Origin of the sequence: Bacillus sp. FJAT-44742 (genome assembly GCF_002797315.1) — a bacterium.
Classification (GTDB): Bacteria; Bacillota; Bacilli; order Bacillales; family Marinococcaceae; genus Thalassorhabdus; species Thalassorhabdus alkalitolerans.
Map to the genome: position 1 here is coordinate 1,964,597 of NZ_KZ454936.1, position 19,689 is coordinate 1,984,285.

At 42.8% G+C, this 19,689-nt stretch carries 23 protein-coding genes; 2 read left to right on the forward strand and 21 right to left on the reverse strand.

Going from position 1 to position 19,689, the window contains the following annotated elements; all coding sequences use genetic code 11:
* Positions 1 to 87: 87 nt before the first annotated feature.
* The 3 genes from dprA to sucC form a co-directional block, all read right to left on the reverse strand.
* Positions 88 to 948, reverse strand: coding sequence for a DNA-processing protein DprA (gene dprA / locus CEF17_RS09735; protein WP_100399358.1), 861 nt, complete (start codon positions 946 to 948; stop codon positions 88 to 90).
* A gap of 168 nt (positions 949 to 1,116) precedes the next feature.
* Positions 1,117 to 2,028, reverse strand: a complete 912-nt coding sequence (sucD, locus tag CEF17_RS09740; RefSeq protein ID WP_100399359.1) for a succinate--CoA ligase subunit alpha — start codon at positions 2,026 to 2,028, stop codon at positions 1,117 to 1,119.
* Positions 2,029 to 2,047: 19 nt separating this feature from the next.
* On the reverse strand, positions 2,048 to 3,208 hold the full coding sequence (gene sucC, locus CEF17_RS09745) for an ADP-forming succinate--CoA ligase subunit beta (protein WP_100399360.1): 1,161 nt from the start codon (positions 3,206 to 3,208) through the stop codon (positions 2,048 to 2,050).
* Between sucC and CEF17_RS09750 the strand changes: the two genes are divergently transcribed.
* Entirely contained in the window at positions 3,188 to 3,385 is a 198-nt protein-coding gene (locus CEF17_RS09750) for a hypothetical protein (protein ID WP_100399361.1), read from the forward strand. The genes sucC and CEF17_RS09750 overlap by 21 nt on opposite strands.
* Before the next feature lie 342 nt (positions 3,386 to 3,727).
* Here CEF17_RS09750 and CEF17_RS20005 read toward each other — a convergent pair whose 3' ends face one another.
* The 16 genes from CEF17_RS20005 to smc form a co-directional block, all read right to left on the reverse strand.
* On the reverse strand, positions 3,728 to 3,904 hold the full coding sequence (locus CEF17_RS20005; RefSeq protein WP_157842999.1) for a hypothetical protein: 177 nt from the start codon (positions 3,902 to 3,904) through the stop codon (positions 3,728 to 3,730).
* Positions 3,905 to 3,956: 52 nt separating this feature from the next.
* Positions 3,957 to 4,229: an EscU/YscU/HrcU family type III secretion system export apparatus switch protein gene (locus CEF17_RS09755; protein WP_100399362.1), complete on the reverse strand. Its 273-nt coding sequence runs from the start codon at positions 4,227 to 4,229 to the stop codon at positions 3,957 to 3,959.
* A complete protein-coding gene (locus CEF17_RS09760; protein WP_100399363.1) occupies positions 4,226 to 5,854 on the reverse strand; it encodes a hypothetical protein in 1,629 nt (542 codons plus the stop codon). The genes CEF17_RS09755 and CEF17_RS09760 overlap by 4 nt, the downstream gene beginning before the upstream one ends.
* A 19-nt stretch (positions 5,855 to 5,873) precedes the next feature.
* Positions 5,874 to 6,653 (reverse strand): ribonuclease HII, encoded by a 780-nt coding sequence (locus CEF17_RS09765; RefSeq protein ID WP_100399364.1) that lies wholly within the window; start codon positions 6,651 to 6,653, stop codon positions 5,874 to 5,876.
* Between the two features lie 92 nt (positions 6,654 to 6,745).
* Positions 6,746 to 7,621: a ribosome biogenesis GTPase YlqF gene (gene ylqF / locus CEF17_RS09770; RefSeq protein ID WP_100399365.1), complete on the reverse strand. Its 876-nt coding sequence runs from the start codon at positions 7,619 to 7,621 to the stop codon at positions 6,746 to 6,748.
* A 29-nt stretch (positions 7,622 to 7,650) separates the two neighbouring features.
* Positions 7,651 to 8,205 carry a signal peptidase I gene (lepB, locus tag CEF17_RS09775; protein ID WP_100399366.1) on the reverse strand — a complete coding sequence of 185 codons (555 nt, stop codon included), beginning with the start codon at positions 8,203 to 8,205 and terminating at the stop codon, positions 7,651 to 7,653.
* A gap of 139 nt (positions 8,206 to 8,344) precedes the next feature.
* A complete protein-coding gene (gene rplS / locus CEF17_RS09780; protein WP_054635296.1) occupies positions 8,345 to 8,689 on the reverse strand; it encodes a 50S ribosomal protein L19 in 345 nt (114 codons plus the stop codon).
* Between the two features lie 113 nt (positions 8,690 to 8,802).
* Positions 8,803 to 9,543 (reverse strand): tRNA (guanosine(37)-N1)-methyltransferase TrmD, encoded by a 741-nt coding sequence (gene trmD / locus CEF17_RS09785; protein WP_100399367.1) that lies wholly within the window; start codon positions 9,541 to 9,543, stop codon positions 8,803 to 8,805.
* Positions 9,540 to 10,067, reverse strand: a complete 528-nt coding sequence (gene rimM, locus CEF17_RS09790) for a ribosome maturation factor RimM (RefSeq protein WP_100399368.1) — start codon at positions 10,065 to 10,067, stop codon at positions 9,540 to 9,542. The genes trmD and rimM overlap by 4 nt, the downstream gene beginning before the upstream one ends.
* A complete protein-coding gene (locus tag CEF17_RS09795) occupies positions 10,048 to 10,470 on the reverse strand; it encodes a YlqD family protein (RefSeq protein WP_054635293.1) in 423 nt (140 codons plus the stop codon). The genes rimM and CEF17_RS09795 overlap by 20 nt, the downstream gene beginning before the upstream one ends.
* Positions 10,471 to 10,637: 167 nt before the next feature.
* Positions 10,638 to 10,868 (reverse strand): KH domain-containing protein, encoded by a 231-nt coding sequence (locus CEF17_RS09800; RefSeq protein WP_054635292.1) that lies wholly within the window; start codon positions 10,866 to 10,868, stop codon positions 10,638 to 10,640.
* A 32-nt stretch (positions 10,869 to 10,900) separates the two neighbouring features.
* Positions 10,901 to 11,173 (reverse strand): 30S ribosomal protein S16, encoded by a 273-nt coding sequence (gene rpsP, locus CEF17_RS09805; protein ID WP_054635291.1) that lies wholly within the window; start codon positions 11,171 to 11,173, stop codon positions 10,901 to 10,903.
* 80 nt (positions 11,174 to 11,253) lie between these two features.
* Positions 11,254 to 12,603, reverse strand: a complete 1,350-nt coding sequence (gene ffh / locus CEF17_RS09810) for a signal recognition particle protein (protein WP_100399369.1) — start codon at positions 12,601 to 12,603, stop codon at positions 11,254 to 11,256.
* The gene (locus tag CEF17_RS09815; protein ID WP_100399370.1) at positions 12,603 to 12,950 is read right to left on the reverse strand and encodes a putative DNA-binding protein; all 348 of its coding nucleotides are present in this window, start codon (positions 12,948 to 12,950) and stop codon (positions 12,603 to 12,605) included. The genes ffh and CEF17_RS09815 overlap by 1 nt, the downstream gene beginning before the upstream one ends.
* 258 nt (positions 12,951 to 13,208) lie before the next feature.
* Entirely contained in the window at positions 13,209 to 14,210 is a 1,002-nt protein-coding gene (gene ftsY / locus CEF17_RS09820; protein ID WP_100399371.1) for a signal recognition particle-docking protein FtsY, read from the reverse strand.
* An 87-nt stretch (positions 14,211 to 14,297) separates the two neighbouring features.
* Positions 14,298 to 17,873: a chromosome segregation protein SMC gene (gene smc, locus CEF17_RS09825; RefSeq protein ID WP_100399372.1), complete on the reverse strand. Its 3,576-nt coding sequence runs from the start codon at positions 17,871 to 17,873 to the stop codon at positions 14,298 to 14,300.
* A gap of 144 nt (positions 17,874 to 18,017) precedes the next feature.
* On the opposite strand from smc, the gene CEF17_RS20950 reads away from it, so the two are divergent.
* On the forward strand, positions 18,018 to 18,368 hold the full coding sequence (locus tag CEF17_RS20950; protein WP_332835294.1) for a DUF1128 domain-containing protein: 351 nt from the start codon (positions 18,018 to 18,020) through the stop codon (positions 18,366 to 18,368).
* A gap of 112 nt (positions 18,369 to 18,480) precedes the next feature.
* Here CEF17_RS20950 and rnc read toward each other — a convergent pair whose 3' ends face one another.
* Together rnc and acpP are read right to left on the reverse strand one after the other, a co-directional pair.
* On the reverse strand, positions 18,481 to 19,254 hold the full coding sequence (rnc, locus tag CEF17_RS09835; RefSeq protein ID WP_100399374.1) for a ribonuclease III: 774 nt from the start codon (positions 19,252 to 19,254) through the stop codon (positions 18,481 to 18,483).
* Between the two features lie 126 nt (positions 19,255 to 19,380).
* On the reverse strand, positions 19,381 to 19,620 hold the full coding sequence (gene acpP / locus CEF17_RS09840) for an acyl carrier protein (RefSeq protein WP_100399375.1): 240 nt from the start codon (positions 19,618 to 19,620) through the stop codon (positions 19,381 to 19,383).
* Between the last annotated feature and the right edge of the window lie 69 nt (positions 19,621 to 19,689).

The following is a 19,689-nucleotide window of genomic DNA, read 5'->3' on the forward strand; positions in this document are numbered from 1 at the left end:
GCCTCTTCCTACTCCCGAAGACGTCTCGCCCCTTTTATCTAGCATTATAAGATTTTAGAACATCCATATTCACTTTTACCAGAGCTCTTACAAAAGATCATCCGGTTGCAGTATCGGCCGAGCACCGTCCTGAATTAATTTATTTGTGCCTGCAGAAACTTTGGAGTCAATTGGTCCTGGCAGGGCGTAAACATCCCTGCCTTGCTCAAGAGCCTGAGATGCAGTGATTAAGGAGCCGCTTTTGACCCCTGCTTCAATAACAAAAACAGCGTCAGACAATGCACTGATTATTCGGTTTCTCATTGGGAACTGCCATTTGGCTGGAGGAGTATGAGGTGGATATTCGCTTACAAGTAAATGGGATTGGGAGATCATTCGGGAGAGGGGAAGATTTTCACGAGGATACATATAATTAAATCCACTTCCACATACAGCAATCGTATACCCCTGATGAGTCACAGCAAGTTGGTGGGCTCTTGTATCCACACCTTTGGCAAGGCCCGAAATGATAACTGCTCGTTTCTTAATAATCGGGGGGAGGAGCATTTGCATAGCCTGCAGACCGTACGAGGTAGGCTGTCTTGTCCCGACAACCGCTAAGAAGGAGGATTTCTTTAAAATATCTGTCTGTCCTTTGACGTAAAGCACCCAGGGGGGATCATGCATCTGAAATAAACGCCGGGGATACATGGAGTCAAAGGGTGTGATAATTATAATATTTCGATCCAAATAATACTGGACTGTTCTTTTTCCTTTTTCTTTTTGAAGGAAATGAATTAAGGAAGAAGCTTTTTTAAGTGGGATTGACAATTCATTTGATAAAGAAGCGGGGGATAAGACGAAAGGAAGAGAAAACGAGGGGTCAATAGTATAAATTTTTTTAAGTGTATTCCAGCCTGCTCCTGGGGCTTCATGCAAAAGAAGCAGCCGGTTTTTGCGGTCTGTCATATTCAGCCTCCCTTATTGAGTTTATACGAGTCAAGAAGTTTCATAGATTAAAAATAACAGGACCTTGTTTACATAATGCAATTATGGTTAATATGCATGGTTTGAGGTATACCTAAGGGAATAAAGGAAGAGAAAAGCCCCCTTATAGAAAGGAGGCTTTTCTTGGTGTTATTCTGCTTTATGTGTAAGACACTTTTCATAAATATTGTTTTCTTTAAGTGAAGAAATAAGTGTCTCCCCGATTTCAGAAGGAGTTGGAGAAACGCTGACTCCGCAATTTTCCAATGTTGAAATTTTTTCGTCTGCGGTCCCTTTGCCGCCAGAGATGATCGCGCCGGCATGACCCATCCGCTTCCCTGGAGGTGCTGTACGGCCGCCGATAAATCCTACGACAGGCTTATTCATATTTTCCTTGATCCATTCTGCCGCTTCTTCTTCAGCGGTACCGCCAATTTCACCAATCATGATGACAGCATACGTATCTTCGTCATCATTAAACGCTTTTAGTACATCTATAAAATCCGTTCCGTTTACTGGGTCACCGCCGATACCTACAGCTGTAGACTGGCCGATCCCATTTGTGGAAAGCTGGTGTACAGCTTCATACGTAAGAGTTCCGGAACGAGATACAACGCCCACATGCCCTTTTTTATGGATATATCCAGGCATGATACCGATTTTACATTCTTCCGGAGTGATAACACCTGGGCAGTTCGGGCCGACTAGACGAGTCTTTTTCCCTTCCATGAATCGTTTTACCTTAATCATGTCTATAACAGGGATACCCTCTGTAATGCAAATAGCAAGATCAAGCTCTGCATCTACTGCTTCCAAAATTGCATCCGCTGCAAATGCTGGGGGTACATAAATAACAGTAGCGTTTGCCCCGGTTTTTTTCACAGCTTCTTCCACCGTATCAAATACCGGAATTCCTTCTATTTCAGTGCCGCCTTTTCCAGGGGTAACACCACCTACAATCTGTGTACCATATTCTACGGCCTGCTGAGTGTGAAACAAACCAGTAGAACCAGTAATACCTTGTACGATGACCTTTGTATCTTTATTAATAAAGATGCTCATTGCTCTCAGTCCCGCCTTTCTATTTCACTAGAGATACGATTTTTTGTGCTCCGTCTGACATGGAATCTGCTGCTGTGATGTTAAGCCCAGATTCTTCAAGGATTTTCTTACCGCGATCTACATTTGTACCTTCAAGGCGCACGACGAGAGGGATCTCAAGGCCTACTTGCTTCGTTGCCTCAACTACACCTTCAGCAATGACGTCACATTTCATGATTCCGCCAAAGATATTTACGTAGATGCCTTTTACCTGTTCATCAGACAGGATGATTTTGAAAGCTTCTGTTACCTTTTCTGCTGTAGCGCCGCCTCCAACATCAAGGAAGTTGGCCGGTTCGCCGCTAAAGTGCTTAATGATATCCATTGTTGCCATCGCAAGCCCTGCACCATTTACCATGCAGCCGATATTTCCATCAAGTGCAATATAGCTTAGGTCAAATTTAGAAGCTTCGATTTCTTTTGGATCCTCTTCATCAAGGTCGCGGAATTCTGTAATATCCTTTTGACGGTATAAGGCGTTGGAATCGAAATTCAATTTCGCATCAAGAGCCATAACGCTCCCGTCACCAGTTGTAACCAAAGGATTAATTTCTGCAATAGAGCAGTCCTTCTCACTAAAGACCTTGTAAAGACCCATCATGAACTTAACAGCCTGCCCTACTAGTTTCTTAGGAATATTAATATTAAACGCCAGACGACGCGCCTGATAGCCTTGAAGGCCTACAGCAGGATCAATGTACTCTTTAAAGATTTTTTCAGGAGTAGCTTCGGCCACTTCCTCGATTTCCGTACCGCCTTCTTCCGAAGCCATCATAACGACACGGTCTGTTTCCCGGTCTACAACAAGACCTACATAGTATTCTTTTTGGATGTCGCATCCTTCTTCAATAAGTAAGCGTTTAACTTCTTTGCCTTCCGGGCCTGTCTGGTGGGTGACTAAGGTTTTGCCAAGAATTTCATCGGCATATGTACGCACCTCATCAAGGTTCTTTGCCACCTTTACGCCGCCTGCTTTCCCGCGGCCACCCGCGTGAATCTGTGCTTTTACTACATTTACTTCTGAGCCAAGCTCTTTTGCAGCTTCTACTGCTTCATCAACAGAGAAAGCAACTTTTCCATTCGGCACGGCTACGCCGTACTTTCTGAGGAGTTCTTTTCCTTGATACTCATGGATATTCATGTTCTCTCCATCCTCCTAACGATTCAGTACGAATTCATCGAACTGCTTGTCCTCATCCAAGGATCGGGTGGAACGATTGGCGGTGAGTCAGCCAATGTTTCTCACACATCTTTAATCGTATTAAAAAACTCAGGATTTTTCAACAATTCGTCACAAATTTATGAATATAATTTGTAAACGCTGACATTTCTAGTGCCATAATTGGAAAAAATATATTAATTTACCAGTTTTTATGGTCGATTTCTATACCAGCTGTAAAAAAATGTCTCTCAGGTCAAGTCCATTACACTTTCAATAACTGCAATCCTCGTAGATTCTCTCAGAAAAACTCAAGGAGAAATAAGCTCCAGCTGAATGGTCCTTCATTGAGCTGTCTCTGCCCAAGAGGAAGCTGAAGCTTTTCCTGTGAATAGAAGATACCATAAATGCAAAATGAAAGGCCTTGAATGAATGCTGTCCTTATTCCTTAAGGGCAAACCATGATCTCAGATGAAAGCACCTCCTTTAGGAGACACCCCTTTATTTTTCTTTCTTTTGTTCGTTTTCCTTGCTGCAATTCATGGTTTTTTTCATGTCTTTTGCTTTTGCATCCATTTCCTGGACTGAAGAAAAAACTCCAAATTCCTGAGCAAATTCTTCACTGAAACTTTTTACACATTGTTCTGCGCCTTCTACATCGAGCTTGTTTTTTTTCACCTGGGCCACCTCTTTTACTTTTTACGGATAGTATGACCCTTACCGTTTCTTCTTATTTCATTGCTTTATCTATCCTGTACAAAAAAGCGAACACCTCAGCAACGACTTCATACAAATCATCTGGAATGGTTTCATTCATGTTAAGATTGGAAAGAAGCTCGACCAATGAAGGATCTTCCTGAATAGGAATGTTATGCTCTTTTGCTTTTGCAATAATTTCTGCAGCCGCCATTCCTTTTCCTTTGGCCTTTACCACCGGTGCCCAGTCCTTTGAGTCCTCATAGCTTAAAGCGACGGCGTTCTTTGTTGAATATAAATCTTTCATATCCGAATATCCATCCTTCCAAAATGAACCGGATTATTATTTTCCTGTAAATAGGGAGTGGCCGTATGTAAAAGAGAATGGCCATCTTTCCATTGAAGTGAGGAAAGGGTATACTCGTTTTCTTCTAATTTCTGTTTCAAATAAGGCTGCAGCCCTTTCAGCACAGCCGCAGGAGGCCGTTTTTCACTATACAACGTTATGGAAACGACACGATTTTGAATTTGTACATCTGCCAGTGTTTCTTTTAACATTTCAAGTTCAAGAAAAATAAGCAAGCGACAATGGTCTTCGTTCAACGACCCATCTGCTCTTCGCTGTCCTTCCCACTGAATAGTAATGTCCGAACCATGCTTGCCGAAAAACAAGGGAAGCTGTATAGCCCCGTTTAAAAACGGATGCTGGGTTTCTAGTGCAAGGAGCTGCTGGCCGGTTATTCTCTGAAGAAGAAGCTCTGCTCTCTCTTTCAAAGGAAAAGGAAGAAGAGGAGAATAGTGTAAGAGAAGTGCTTTTATAGTTTCATTTCTTTCACCACCCGTTATAAACGAGCTTTGAAGCATGTTTTCGTGCTGCATACCTAACGAGTGAAGGAGACTCTTCACATGGTTTGGAAGCAGTGGAGAAGTTGTGTTGCTGCTTATAAGCGAAAGCAGTGCCTGTCTTTCCTCCTTTGTCAGATCCCCTTGCTCATTAAGAGTAACTAACGTGTAAAAAGGCCTGGCCTCAGGCTGATTGTTTGCAAAGGAGTGAAAAAGCTGTAATAACGCTTTCATTTCCTTTGAATCAACCCCTTTTTCTTGAAATAAAGCTGATTCCATAAGCAGAGGAAAAAGCTGCTGGGGCTGCATGTTTACAAGCAGGGGTAATGGCAGTGTTGTTATTTTCCGGGCCATCTCCTGAACAGGTTGACGAGATAATCTTTTAAAAAATCGAGCTTGGGCCTCGTAAAAAAACTGAGGGTTTTTGTGGGCACCCTGGGGCACAAGATTCAGCCTTTCTAACAGTTGAAGGGCTCCTGCTTTCTCTTTGCTTCCCTCTTTTACAGCGAGTGTCAGCAAAGAAAGAAGCGGTTCTTTTTCTTTATAAGCTTTCTCTGGCACCTGCATGGATGCCTGGAATCTTTGAAGGTGTGCTACAAATTCAGCTGCTGACTCTGTGAGGTTTCCTTTCTCTCTAAGCACTTCTCCTGTTCGTATCAGCTCCTGAATTTGCAAGGATACAGACGAGCCCTCTTTTAAAGCGCTGATCGCTGAGAACACTTCTTGTGTAAAAGGAAGACGTCGTTCCATCATCTCCCTTACAATCTCTCCCCCTTTTTCATGGAAAGCCCCTGAGCTCTGAAGAAGCTCTCCTCCTTTTGCCAATTGTTCTTCTTGAAAGGGGAGGTTGTTTTTTAAAAAATAATTCAGGAGCCACTGGTTTCCCCTGGTTTGCTGCATACCAAGTTCTATAAGGAGCTTAGAGCTTTGCTCGCTGTGTGAGAAGTCAATAGAAGGATGAAGCAGCCGCAGCCTGGGAATGCCTTTACTGGGCACTACTTTAAAAAAATAGCTCTCACCTGTCGCTAAGGAGGCTTCTAACTTAGCGGTCACAGTGGGCAGAAAGGGCTTGAAACGGATAGGAGACATTACCAATCACCTCTTCCTTTTATTCATCCTTTGCAAACGACGGAACAGGGGAAAAGCTTTTTCGGTGGTAACGAGTGATCCCATATGTACGCATTGCCTCGATATGCTCTCTTGTCCCGTATCCAGCATTCCTGCTAAACCCGTACTGTGGATATTCCTCATGTATGTCTTGCATCAGACGGTCTCGTGTCACTTTTGCTATGACCGAAGCAGCCGCAATAGACAGGCTGTTGGCATCACCTTTTACAATGGAGGTTTGCGGAACAGGTAATGGAAGATTCATAGCATCAATTAATAAATGATCAGCTTTTTTGGAAAGCTTCTGCACTGCCTCGACCATAGCAATCTTCGTTGCCTGGTATATATTTACTTTATCAATCATCTCAGCAGGAATATGAACCACACCAACCGCTTCTGCTTGATCCATAATCTTTTCATAATAGTATTCCCGCTTAGCTTCTGAAAGGATTTTTGAATCTGTTAATCCTAGGAGTTTCTCTTCCTGATGTCCCAGAATGACCGCAGCCGCTGTCACCGGTCCTGCTAGCGGTCCTCTTCCCACTTCATCGATCCCTGCAACAGCCTGGTACCCCTCTTTTATCAGCTTTGCTTCATATTTGTTCATTCGCTCATATTCTTCCAGCATTTGCTGTTCCTTTTTGCGCTTTTGCTCATACCTTTTTACTACTTGCTGAACCCCTTTTCTTTCATCCTCGGCAAGCTGCTCTAAGAATTCAGCAGACGGAGGTCTCTCCTGAAATAATTCCTCTTTGATTTGGGCTATAGATAACCGTTTCATTGCTAAACCTACTTTCCTAACCACATTGCTTCAGTCTATATTTCTTATTTCGGTCAGTATTTTCTTTATGTAAAGAACGAAAAAGAGTACAGTTAACTTTCTGTACCCTTTTCCTTCCATTCTTCTGGCGTTTCTAATGTGAAGGGACCTAATTTTCCTCCCCGCAGATCGCGAAGAACAATTTCAGCTGCTTTATCATAGTCAATAAATCCCCCGCTCATGAGGCAGCCTCGCTTCTTTCCAATTTCTTCAAAAAGCTCTACTCCATCGTCAGGAAGAGGCTCTTCTAATTGATATCTTTCTTTTAACCTTTCAGGATACCTTGATTTGAAGGTATTTAAAGCAAATAAGGCAATATCCTGAAAATCAAGCAATTCATCCTTAATTGCCCCAGTGGCAGCCAATCGGTATCCAATCTGCTGGTCTTCAAATTTAGGCCATAAAATACCGGGGGTGTCCAGCAGCTCCATTTCTTTACCTACTTTCAGCCACTGCTGTGCTTTTGTCACACCTGGTCTGTCTCCGGTTTTCGCTGTCTTTTTTCCATGAAGGCGGTTGATTAACGTTGATTTTCCCACATTAGGAATCCCAACAATCATGGCGCGTATGGGGCGTGGACGGATCCCCTTCTTTCTCATCTTATCAAAGATAGGGGCTGTGATCTCTTTTGAATTTTGAATCATTTCTTTTATGCCGGCATCCGTGTGGGCATTTATTGCCATCGCAGCTGCTCCGTCGTTTTTAAACCAACTGATCCACTCTTTTGTCAGCTTTTCATCTGCCAGATCGCTTTTCGTTAAGATGACAAGTCTTTTTTTCTCCCCTATCACGTCATCTAGCATTGGATTTCTGGAGGAAAGAGGGATTCGGGCATCTGTAAGCTCCACCACCATATCTACTCTTTTGAGCTGTTCCGTTACTTCTCGTCTTGCTTTGGCCATATGGCCGGGAAACCATTGGATTGTCATGCTATCACCTGCTCTTTTCATTCTAGTTCTTAGGGGACAAAACCGAGCCGTGAGACAGGCCAAAACGTAAAGCTTGCCTTCCCTATAATATCATCAATGGAAACCAGGCCAAAGGCTCTTGAATCCAGGCTGTGGTTCCGGTTATCCCCAAGGACAAATACATAGCCTTCAGGGACAGTTACCTCCCCAGTCACCCCTTCAAGAGTAAAATCAGGAGTCAGCGTGTGCTCTTTGATCTCGTCAGGGTACTCTCTCAAGAAAGGTTCTTCGATTTTTTGCTCATTTAAATACAATTCGTTATGGGCATAGTTTAATTTGTCCCCTGGGGTGGCGATTATCCTTTTTATGTAATCTTTTTCAGGAGTGGCATGGAAAACGACAACATCAAAAGTAGATGGTTCAGAAAACCAGTAGCCGGCTTTGTTAACAACTACTCTGTCTTCATGGGAAAGAGCGGGCATCATTGACTGGCCTTCTACTACGATCGGCACGACCAACAACCCTCTTGTCACCGCTACAATAATAAACGCAAACGCCATAAGCAGCAGTCCTTCTCTGATTTCTACTTCATGTCTTTTCATCATCCCTTTTTCTCCTCGCCTATCAATTCCTAACATTTCTAATAAGAAAGCACTTATTCACTATGGTTTTGTTTCTTTATCTTACCTTATCCTGCAAGTACAAAAAAGGAGCTTGGTTGCCAAGCTCCTTTTACACCTAATCCTATCTGAGTTCTTTAATTCTAGCTGCTTTACCTTGCAGACTGCGAAGGTAGTACAATCTAGCTTGACGTACTTTTCCGCGGCGTTTCAATTCGACCTTGTCGATACGCGGAGAATGTACTGGGAACGTTCTTTCAATTCCTACGCCATAGGATACTTTTCGTACAGTAAACGTTTCACTGATTCCGCCTCCGCGGCGCTTGATTACTACGCCTTCGAATACCTGGATACGTTCACGAGTTCCCTCGACAACTTTCACGTGTACACGTACTGTGTCACCGGCGCGAAATGCAGGAAGGTCAGTTTTTAACTGTTCTTGAGTAATTTCACGAATAAGCTGTTCCATCTTAATTTCCCCTCCTTCTCTCGAATGCTCTTACGGTACTGCTTCCGCAGCGGAACATCGTATTCACGGGGCTTTCGCCACAAAGAGTATCATACCATATGACGTAAGTGATATCAACTGTCTCTGCTGTTTTTTATTTCATCAAGCCACTTTTTCTCTTCTGCATGTAATCTTTCAATATCCAGAAGATCAGGTCTCCGCTCATAGGTTCGTTTGAGTGCTTCCTTTCTCCGCCATTCTTCGATGCGCTTATGATGCCCAGAGAGGAGAACGTCGGGTACCTTCATGCCTCGGAAGTCTGCAGGCCTCGTATAATGAGGATGCTCTAAATATCCTGTGGAAAAGGAGTCCGTAACCGCAGAGTCTTTGTTGCCAAGTACTTCCGGAAGCAGCCTGGTCACACTGTCGGCAATAACCATTGAACCAAGCTCGCCTCCCGTAAGAACAAAGTCACCAATAGAAATTTCATCCGTAACCAGCTGCTCTCGAATACGTTCATCATATCCTTCATAGTGACCGCAAATAAAGATAAGATGCTTTTCTTCTGCCAGTTCTTCAGCTGTCTCCTGGGTAAAGCGCTTTCCCTGAGGGCAGAGAAGTATCACTCTTGGCTTTGCATGGCTTGCTGCCGATGCATCTTCGACAGCATCAAACAGAGGCTGGGGAGTGAGCACCATGCCGGCTCCGCCGCCATACGGGTAGTCATCTACTTTCTGGTGCTTGTTTTCAGAATAAGAGCGAAAGTCTGTCACATGGTATTCTACTGCCTTTTTATCCTGTGCCTGCTTCAAAATGGAGGTGTTTAAAACTCCATGAAACATCTCTGGAAAAAGAGTTAAAAAATCCATTCTCATTCTGGCAGCAGCCCTTCCATAAGACGGACTGTAATTTTCTCTTTTTCTATGTCTACATCAGTCACTACTTCCTCTATATAGGGAATGAGAATGTCCTTTCCTTTTCCTTTCTGTTTCACGACCCAGACATCATTGGCACCGGGAGAGAGAATTTCCTTAACCGTTCCAAGAATCTCCCCTTCATCAGTGACAACTTCGCAGCCGATAATGTCATGATGGTAGTATTCATTTTCTTCTAGAGCACCAAGCTGGTCCTCTGCCACTTTTAGTTCCCCGCCCTTTAAAGGTTCTACTTCATTTAACGAATGGTATCCTTCAAACTGCAGAAGGTGAAACTGCTTATGGAGACGATGTGTTTTTACCGTTAAAGGGATCACTTCTTCTTGATCAGGATAGGAAAAGTAAAGCAAAGCTCCTTCCTGAAACCTTTCCTCTTCAAAGTCGGTTACAGAAATGACTCTCACTTCCCCTTTTACTCCATGAGTATTAACAATCTTACCTACATTAAACCAGTTCGTTGTCATCTTCTGACCTTCCCTTTCTGATCTCATGTACTTTCCCGTTTTTAATGATGATTTCATCCTCTTGCATGATGTTTTCCCAATCGTCCCCTTCTTCAACAAGACAAAGGGTGTCCACTGTCCCGTCTGGCATTTCAGTTTCGAGAGGGATTTGTTCAAGCTGGGACTTCTGAAAGTCAGCTGCCCTGATCTTTTCTAAACGCTTATGGATTTCCTTTTCAAAGCGTTCCTTTGTTTTGATCCTCCTGGAATCCTGCACAGCCTTCAGCTGTTTTTGCATCTGAAAACGGAGTTGTTCGATTTCTCTTTCATACCGTTCAACTTGTCTATTTAATTCAGAGAGTAAATACTGCTTTCTCTCAGGAGTTAATATTTGCTTTATTTGGGCTTTCTTTATAATCCTCATAACCCACCTCTTATTTGCTGGCATATACAAAAGAAGTATTCCGGCAATGAATAATGCTGGGAGGTTCCCTTAGTTGTAACTGGATAACACTTGCACTATATCCCCATTTTACATTCTTTTATAGGGTAAAAAAAGGGAGAGGAAGCCTCCTCACCCTTTTTGTTCTCTTATTCAACAATGTCAAGCCGAACACGTTTATTATGATGGGAACCGGCTGCATAAAGCACGGTACGGATCGCATTGGCTATTTTCCCTTGCTTTCCGATCACTTTTCCCATATCTTCCTCGTGGACCGATAGTGTGAGGACGAGGGTGTTATCTTGCTCCTTTTCCTGAACACGTACCGCATCAGGATGATCCACGAGGGCACGGGCCATGTTTTCAACAAGCTGTTTCATGAACCGATCCCTCGCTTATCCGCCATCCAGCGTTATTTTTGATTCTTTGCGTTGTGTAGCTTTTCCATGATTCCTTCTCTTGAGAAAAGGTTGCGTACAGTGTCAGACGGCTTAGCGCCTTCTAGCATCCAGTTTACAGCTTTGTCTTCGTTAAGATTTACCACTGCTGGATCTTCAAGAGGATTGTAAGTTCCAATCTCCTCGATAAATCTACCATCACGTGGAGCACGAGAATCTGCTACAACCACACGGTAGAAAGGTTTCTTTTTACTTCCCATACGTTTAAGACGAATTTTAACTGCCATTTATGGTCACCTCCAAATTTATTTCACAATAGCACATTATAATAGGTTATTGACTCGCTGTAAAGGCTTTTTCCTTTTCACTACATAAAAGGGAAATTAAAGCCGCCTTTACCCTTTTTCTTTCCTTTTTGCATCGAAGACATTTGTTTCATCATTTTCTTCATATCTTCAAATTGCTTTAAGAGACGGTTGACATCCTGGATGGTTGTACCGCTCCCTTTTGCAATTCTCCGTTTTCGGCTTGCATTCATGAGAGACGGATTCTGCTTCTCATCCTTAGTCATAGAGCGGACAATGGCTTCGACACGGCCAATTTGACTTTCATCGACCTGGGCATTTTTCAGCCCTTTCATTTTGTTCATCCCCGGCATCATGTTTAACAGCTCATCGAGCGGCCCCATGCTGCGAACTTGCTCTAATTGTTCTAAAAAGTCATCGAAGGTAAGATCTGCATTTCTCATTTTCTTTTCTAGTTCTTTTGCTCTTTCTTCATCCACGTTGGTCTGGGCTTTTTCAATGAGGGACAGGACATCTCCCATTCCGAGGATGCGCGAAGCCATCCGCTCCGGATGAAACGGCTCAAGCTGGTCAATCTTTTCACCCATACCCGCAAATTTAATCGGTGTATCGGTGACAGCTTTAACAGATAAAGCAGCACCGCCCCGGGTGTCACCATCAAGCTTGGTAAGAATGACTCCAGTAAGCCCGAGCTGTTCATTAAAGCTTTCCGCAACATTGACCGCATCTTGTCCGGTCATTGCATCCACAACCAATAGAATTTCATCGGGATTTACTTTTTCTTTGATCTGTAAAAGTTCATCCATGAGATCTTCATCAACATGAAGGCGTCCTGCCGTATCAATCAGAACATAATCATTATGCTCTTCTTTTGCCTTGTCAACAGCCTGTGAAGCAATATCAACAGGGCTCACCTGGTCTCCTAAGGAAAATACAGGCATATTCAGCTGTCCGCCAAGAGTTTCAAGCTGTTTAATAGCAGCAGGACGGTAAATGTCGGCTGCGGCCATTAACGGCTGCCTGTTATGCTTTTTCCGGAGGTGGTTGGCAAGCTTTGCTGTGCTCGTTGTCTTACCGGCCCCTTGCAGGCCTACCATCATCACTACCGTCGGAGGTTTCTGAGCATGGGCAATTTTGCTTTGCTCTCCTCCCATAAGCTCCTGAAGTTCCTCGTTAACTACCTTGATTACCTGCTGGCCCGGCGTAAGGCTTTTCATTACTTCCTGGCCGACCGCTCTTTCTTTCACCCGATTGATAAACTGCTTTACGACTTTAAAGTTCACATCGGCTTCTAAAAGAGCCAGGCGCACTTCCCGCATCATTTCTTTCACATCTGCTTCAGATACTTTTCCACGTCCCTTAATACGATCGAGGGTACCTTGCAGGCGTTCAGCCAGTCCTTCAAATGCCATCAGTTCATCCCCTCCTCTTCAATTTTTTCAAGAGAAGCAATAATCGTTCCGATCTCTTCAGATAAACAGCCACCCGCTCCCAATAGAGCTTTCAACTGCTTATACTTACTTGTTCGTTCTTTATATTTTGAGTAAAGGCTTAATTTCTGCTCGTACTCTTCAAGCATTGCCTCCGTTCGTTTGATATTATCATAAACAGCCTGCCTGCTCACATCAAACTCCTCGGCAATCTCACCAAGAGAGTAATCATCCAAAAAATATAATTCCATATATTTCTGTTGCTTACTTGTTAACAAGGGTTGATAAAAGTCAAATAAAGCATTCATTCGAACAGTTTTCTCTAACAACTTGTCCACCCCTTGTGTTAAGTGAAATTCCTTTACAAAGGGCATATTACAGGAATAAAAGACTGTTGTCAAGAAAAAATCTTAACGGCCTTTTCCTATTGTTTTTTATAACGAAACGGCACGAGAGATTGCTCACTACTCTAACCAAACAGGCTGCACCTGCCGCCAGACTTTGCCTCTTAAGAATTGACGTTTCCTGCGCGATCAGACCGCCTTCTCTGTGGGTTATCCTCCATCATTTTTATGAAAAACTCTTCCTTAATCCTCTTCCGTTTCTTCAGATGTCTCTTCCACGAGCTCTTTAAAGAGGCCATATACGAACTGCTCTGAATCAAACGGCTGAAGGTCATCCATTTTCTCGCCAAGCCCTACATACTTTACAGGAATGTCCAGTTCATTGCGAATCGCAAGAACAATACCCCCTTTAGCAGTCCCGTCGAGTTTCGTTAATATAATACCTGACACATCCGTTGCCTCCCCAAAGGTCTTGGCCTGACTCATCGCATTTTGTCCCGTTGTTGCATCAAGCACCAAGAGCACTTCATGGGGAGCATCTGGGATTTCACGGGAAATGACTTTCTTTACTTTTTCAAGCTCTTTCATAAGATTGACTTTGTTTTGCAGGCGGCCAGCCGTATCACAAAGAAGCACGTCCACGTTTTTTGATTTTGCAGACTGAACGGCATCATACATCACAGCAGCCGGATCTGAACCTGCCTGCTGCTTGACCACATCAACGCCTACACGTTCTCCCCAGACCTCAAGCTGCTCAATCGCTCCTGCCCGGAACGTATCCCCTGCTGCCATCATGACTGACTTTCCTTCTTCCTTGAACATATGAGCCATTTTTCCAATGGTCGTCGTTTTTCCTACCCCATTAACCCCGACAAACAAGATGACTGTCATATCATTTTCCTGCATATTGAGAGCAGAGTCTTCACCAGTTTTATCAAGTTTCTCTGCAAGCTTTTCACTAATAACCGGTGCTAAACCGCTTGTATCTTTGATATTTCGAAGACGCACCTCATCTTTGAGCTCGTCAATCAATTCAAGTACAGTTTCCACACCAACATCTGCACCAATCAGCAACTCTTCAAGCTCTTCAAAGAAATCTTCATCAACAGTTCGATAGCGTGCAAATAGTTCATTCATTTTACCTAGAAAAGATTCTCTCGTTTTGCTCATGCCATCCTTGAACTTTTCTGTCACAGTGTCTGATTGGTTTGTAAATTTATCCTTTAGCTTCTTGAAAAAACTCATACGTTTAAACCCGCCTAAAGCGGGCTTTTTCCCTCCTTTTTTTAGCTAATTATCTGATTTTGTTTGGTTTGTTTTTAGTAAGAGGAATCAGCTGTGTACTGGCTCGATCAGCTGGTCAGCCTGCTCCAGTTTCACAGATACCATCTTGGAAACACCTGATTCTTCCATGGTAATTCCATAAAGTACATCAGCTTCTTCCATGGTAGCTTTCCGGTGGGTAACAACAATAAACTGAGTTCCCTCACTAAATGTTTTAAGGTACTGAGAAAACCTTGCCACGTTTGCCTCATCAAGGGCTGCTTCTACTTCGTCAAGCACACAAAAAGGCACAGGCTTCACTTTAAGAATCGAAAAGAGAAGGGCAATCGCTGTCAGTGCCTTCTCTCCACCTGACAGCAGTGTCAGGTGCTGGAGCTTCTTTCCCGGTGGTCTGGCGATGATATCTATCCCAGTCTCTAACAAATCCTCTGGCTGTGTAAGCACAAGGTCTGCTTCTCCTCCGCCAAACAATTCACAAAAGGTTTCCTTAAAATTTTTCTGGATCGCCTGAAATGTCTCCTGGAATCTCCTTCTCATCTCCTCGTCCATTTCCTGGATCACACTGCTCAGCGTGTCCTTGGCTGACATTAAGTCCTCACGCTGCTCAGTCAAGAATTCAAATCGTTCACTGATTCGCTCAAACTCTTCAATCGCACCAAGGTTTACGTTTCCCAGCTCCTCAATTCCAAGCTTAATTAAATTCACTTGTTCCCTGGCTTTCTCCATTGAAAGTTTCAGTTCATAATCACGGCTTGCTTTCTCGAAGCTGATTTCATATTCTTGCTGCAGCCGGGTAAGACAATGATCAAGCTGAACATCCAAACGATTCATCTCTACTTGCTTTTCATGTCTCACCCCAGAAAGGCGCTTTACCTCACGCTGGTTGACACGCAAAGATTCCTCCAGTTCCTGAACTTGTTCGTAACTCTCTTTTCTCTCGGCCTGAAGTGCGGAAACATGATTCGTTATCTCTTTTTTTCGCATTTTAGTCTCATCAATATCCTGATTAATATCACCGGATCCGCTGCTCATGGCTTGAAGCCTTTCATTAATAAAAGCCAGCTCTTCTTGTACCTTTTGTACGGAGTTTTTTGTTTTTTCTTCTTCCTCCCTAAGTTCTTTTATCTTCTGCTTTTGGTAAGTAATCTTTTCCCTATGAGAAGCCAGATTAACTTTCAGCTCTGTCAATCGTTCTTTTAAAAGATCCGCAGAGGATTCTTTTTCTTTTTGCTTATGTTCTTTTTCAGCAATATCTTTTTCGAGACCTGCCAAAAGATCAGCTACCTCTATTTCTTTAGTTTGCAAAGTAGCTTCTCGTGTTTCAAGAGTTCTTTTTTCCTCTTTAACTGACTTCGACTCCCGATCATAAAGAGACAGTCTAGAATCAAATCGGTGAGCTTCTCCCTCAATTCTTGCTCTTTTGTCTCTTGCCTCCTGAAGGATCGTTCGTTTTTCTTCCATTTCCTTTTGAGTATTAATCAGCTTTTCGTTTTTCTCTTTAAGTTTTTTCTTTATTTCCTTGACAGTCTGCTCAGCCTTTTCCGTTTTTTTCTCCATATCAGAAAGCTTGGAGCGGAGCTCTTCTAATTCTCGCTGCCTTCCTAGCAGCCTGGCGCTGTTCTTGTTCACGCTTCCGCCTGTCATAGAACCTCCAGGATTGACTATATCTCCATCAAGAGTGACGATTCGGACACGGTAGCCGGTTTTCTTAGCCATTTGGTTGGCATCCTCAAGTGTTTCAGCAATCACAACCTGGCCAAGTAGCGACTGAATTACCTTTTTATATTCTGAATTTGTGTCGATCAAATCGGCTCCTATGCCAATAAAACCTGGATTCTGTGAAACTTTCCCCAATAGTTCACCGGATAAATATCTCCCTTGGATAGCAGAAAGGGGCAGAAATGTAGCCCGGCCTTGACGAGAGGACTTCAGAAACTCGATCGCTTGTCTGGCATGGCTCTCTTCTTTCACTACGATATGCTGAAGAGACGCTCCAAGCGCAATCTCGACAGCCGTTTCATATGGTTTAGGAACTTGAATGAGTTCGGCGACGGCTCCTTCAATTCCTGAAAGTTTCCTTCCACGCTCTTTTAACACAGATTTCACCCCTTGGTAAAATCCGGAAAAATCTGTTTCCATTTCCTCAAGTACTTTTTTTCTCGACCTTGTCTCCTGAATATAACGGTAGGCCTTAAACAATTGTCCTTCTTTTTCCTCAGCTTTTTCTTCAAGTAGGGCCTGTTCCTCAGTCAGTTCCCGAAACGTCTCCGTTAACGATTGTACCACTTTTAGTGCCTTTTCTTCTTCAAGCTGCGCTTCTGCCTTTACCTTGTTAAAGGAATCTCTTTCTTGCAAAAAGTCTTCGTTTTCTTTGCTCAAGCGAGTTAATCTGCTTTTCAGAAGTTCTTTTTGTTCAGCAACATAGCGTTTTTCATTACGTAAAGCAGCTTGTTCATTGAGGAGCTCTATATACTCTGCTTTTGACTCTTCTAGTTCTTTTTCTATATCTCGCTCATTGAGCTGAAGCTGTGTTTCTGTTTCCTTCAGGTCAGCGGAAATTTTCTGCGTTGATCTCTGCCTTTTTTCAAGCTCTGTTTCCTCTTCCACGATTCGAGTCCGTATTGTTTCTGCTTTCTCTTGCTGTGACTGAAACCGCTCCTCTAATTCTTTTTTTCTATCCGTTATGTTTTTTCCTTTTTCTTTTAAAAGCTCTCTTCTTCCTTCTTCTTTTTCTAAGGCTTTGCTTACTGTTAAAAGTTCTTCCTGCAGGTGAGAAAGTTTTCCATCAAGCAACTGAATGTTTTCACGAGCCGACTTAACTTTTAATTCTCTATTAGCAGCAAGAGATGCAGCCTTTTCTTCTTTTTCTTCTAATATGGAAGCTTCCTGTTTAGCCTGCTCCCACTCTCCATGAAGCTCTTTAATTTCTTCTACCGTTAAAGCTACTTCAACTTTCTCAAGCTCTTCTTTTTTTGCAAGATAATCCTTGGCGATGGAAGCCTGAATTTCCATAGGCTCTCTTTGATATTCAAGCTCATGGAGAATATCTTCTACTCTATTTAAGTTTTCTTCCGTTTCAGTCAGTTTCTTATTAGCCTTTGTTTTTCTTTGTTTGTATTTTAATACTCCAGCTGCCTCTTCAAAGATTGAACGCCTTTCTTCAGGTTTACTTGAAAGAACTTCTTCTACTTTTCCTTGTCCTATAATAGAAAATGCCTCTTTCCCAAGTCCTGAATCCATAAACAAAGTAGTAATATCCTTTAGGCGGCATGGCTGGTTATTAATAAGATACTCACTGTCCCCAGATCTGAAGAGGCGTCGGGTAATGCTCACCTCACTGTAGTCTACATCTAAAAACTCGTCTTCATTATTTAAAACCAGAGTTACTTCCGCCATGTTTAAAGGCTTTCTCGTATCACTCCCGGCAAATATGATATCTTCCATTTTTGAACCACGAAGAGACCGGGCAGACTGTTCACCCAGCACCCAGCGGATTCCATCTGAAATGTTGCTTTTCCCACTTCCATTTGGTCCTACTACTGCAGTAACCCCTGAAACAAATTCAATATTCATTTTTTCTGCAAAGGATTTAAATCCACTTACTTCTAACCGTTTGAGGAACATGAAATTTCCTCCTTTTTCTTTGTCTTAGCAATATTCATTGGTGTATTACATGGTGTCTGTTTCTTTGACAACCTATATATTTTACCATATCGACGCTATTTTCAGAAGAAATGGCATGAATCTAGAATGTTTTGCGTAATTCCTATGCAGCAATTACAATTAAAGACATGCCGGTTCATAAAAAGCATAGCAGATAAGGTACGTAAACAAGGCAGAAGTGGGCCAATTAACACTGAGCCTACACAAATCCTAAAAAGAAAGGGTGTTTTTATGAATTTAGAAACGAAAAATGAAGAAAACCTTGCTTTCATGATTAGTGAAATCAGCAATAAACTCCAAGTGGTAAACACTGGAGCTTTTCAGCCTGAAAGCTTTGACATTGAGCAGTATAACGACATTAAAGACCTGTATGAAATGGTAACTGCCAAGGATAACATTAGTGTGAGTGAAATGGATGCCATAGTTTCCGAGCTTGGAAATTTAAAAAAGAACTAGGTTGCCCTTATCCTTTCAACTGAATGTCTCCATTTTGTTTGCTGAAACCAGACATAGGTACTAAACAAAAGAAGGGTGTCCCCAAAATTAGACTTTGGGGACACCCTCCTTCTTATCTCTCGCTTTCTTCAGCCAGTTTCATAATGGCTTGCTGAGCAGCATGCTGCTCTGCTTCTTTCTTAGAGCGCCCTTGCCCTTTGCCAAGAACTCCTTCATTTAAATAAACCTGAGAAACAAATTCCCTGCTGTGTGCCGGTCCTTTCTCTTCAACAATTTCATAATGAAGTGTCCCCAGGCTGTCTCGCTGGACATGCTCTTGAAGCTGGCTTTTAAAATCCATCATATGAGAAAATGCACCCTGATTAATCTTAGGGTAGACTGTTTTGTTTAAAAAAGTGTACACCTTATCCATGCCGCTGTCTAAATAAAGAGCGCCGATAAAAGCTTCAAATACATCTGCCAGCAAGGCAGGCCTTCTGCGGCCCCCTGTCATTTCTTCCCCCTTGCCGAGGAGTACCAAATCACCAAATTGCAAGCCTTCTGCCAAATTTGCCAATGAGGCTTCACAAACAATTGCTGCTCGCAGCTTGGTCATCTCCCCCTCACTCATCGTTGGAAATCCTTTAAATAGATGCTGAGAGACCGCTAATTCCAACACCGCGTCACCAAGAAACTCCAGCCGTTCATTATCATTCACTGAGCGGATCCGATGCTCATTTACATAGGAGGAATGTGTAAACGCTTGTATTAAAAGTTTTTCATCTTGAAAAGAGAGGTCTAATTGTTGAAGCATATCCGTAAACTTAGCTTTATGGGCAGGTGATAAAGTAAGCTTTTTCTTGCCTTTTCTCTGTGGGCGCCTTTGCTGATGATTTGACTTTGACATCCTTTTACCTCCACACCATCATCATATCTTCTTTCACTGGCTGGCCTTTACGTTACTTAAAGGAACCAAATAAAATGTAAAGGAAGTCCCATAGAGGGTCCATGGGACTATCCTTTTTCAATTATCCTATTGCTGATTTTCTATGTAGTTTACGACATCAGCAACTGTGGAAATTTTCTCAGCTTCTTCGTCGGAAATTTCAAGATCAAATTCATCTTCCAATTCCATGACAAGCTCCACTACATCAAGGGAGTCTGCTCCTAGATCATCTTTAAAGGTAGCTTCAAGCGTTACCTCAGATTCTTCCACTCCAAGACGATCAACCACAATTCCGCGGACACGGTCAAGTGTTTCATTTTGAGCCATCTGTTTTCACCTCCTTTAAAGCGTCAGCTTCCATCCTTCCCTGTTTTCCAGGGATCAAGAAGGAAAAGA

Coding starts and splice junctions, on each gene's coding strand:
- acpP (WP_100399375.1), bottom strand. CDS start 19,620: ATGGCTCAAAATGAAACACTTGACCGTGTCCGCGGAATTGTGGTTGAT.
- ffh (WP_100399369.1), bottom strand. CDS start 12,603: ATGGCATTTGAAGGACTGGCTGAACGCCTGCAAGGTACCCTCGATCGT.
- CEF17_RS09760 (WP_100399363.1), bottom strand. CDS start 5,854: ATGTCTCCTATCCGTTTCAAGCCCTTTCTGCCCACTGTGACCGCTAAG.
- smc (WP_100399372.1), bottom strand. CDS start 17,873: ATGTTCCTCAAACGGTTAGAAGTAAGTGGATTTAAATCCTTTGCAGAA.
- CEF17_RS09765 (WP_100399364.1), bottom strand. CDS start 6,653: ATGAAACGGTTATCTATAGCCCAAATCAAAGAGGAATTATTTCAGGAG.
- rimM (WP_100399368.1), bottom strand. CDS start 10,067: ATGACAACGAACTGGTTTAATGTAGGTAAGATTGTTAATACTCATGGA.
- sucC (WP_100399360.1), bottom strand. CDS start 3,208: ATGAATATCCATGAGTATCAAGGAAAAGAACTCCTCAGAAAGTACGGC.
- rpsP (WP_054635291.1), bottom strand. CDS start 11,173: ATGGCAGTTAAAATTCGTCTTAAACGTATGGGAAGTAAAAAGAAACCT.
- CEF17_RS20950 (WP_332835294.1), top strand. CDS start 18,018: ATGCAGCAATTACAATTAAAGACATGCCGGTTCATAAAAAGCATAGCA.
- dprA (WP_100399358.1), bottom strand. CDS start 948: ATGACAGACCGCAAAAACCGGCTGCTTCTTTTGCATGAAGCCCCAGGA.
- CEF17_RS09795 (WP_054635293.1), bottom strand. CDS start 10,470: ATGAGGATTATAAAGAAAGCCCAAATAAAGCAAATATTAACTCCTGAG.
- trmD (WP_100399367.1), bottom strand. CDS start 9,543: ATGAGAATGGATTTTTTAACTCTTTTTCCAGAGATGTTTCATGGAGTT.
- rplS (WP_054635296.1), bottom strand. CDS start 8,689: ATGGAACAGCTTATTCGTGAAATTACTCAAGAACAGTTAAAAACTGAC.
- rnc (WP_100399374.1), bottom strand. CDS start 19,254: ATGTCAAAGTCAAATCATCAGCAAAGGCGCCCACAGAGAAAAGGCAAG.
- lepB (WP_100399366.1), bottom strand. CDS start 8,205: ATGATGAAAAGACATGAAGTAGAAATCAGAGAAGGACTGCTGCTTATG.
- ylqF (WP_100399365.1), bottom strand. CDS start 7,621: ATGACAATCCAATGGTTTCCCGGCCATATGGCCAAAGCAAGACGAGAA.
- sucD (WP_100399359.1), bottom strand. CDS start 2,028: ATGAGCATCTTTATTAATAAAGATACAAAGGTCATCGTACAAGGTATT.
- CEF17_RS09800 (WP_054635292.1), bottom strand. CDS start 10,868: ATGAAACAGCTTGTTGAAAACATGGCCCGTGCCCTCGTGGATCATCCT.
- ftsY (WP_100399371.1), bottom strand. CDS start 14,210: ATGAGTTTTTTCAAGAAGCTAAAGGATAAATTTACAAACCAATCAGAC.
- CEF17_RS09755 (WP_100399362.1), bottom strand. CDS start 4,229: ATGAAAGATTTATATTCAACAAAGAACGCCGTCGCTTTAAGCTATGAG.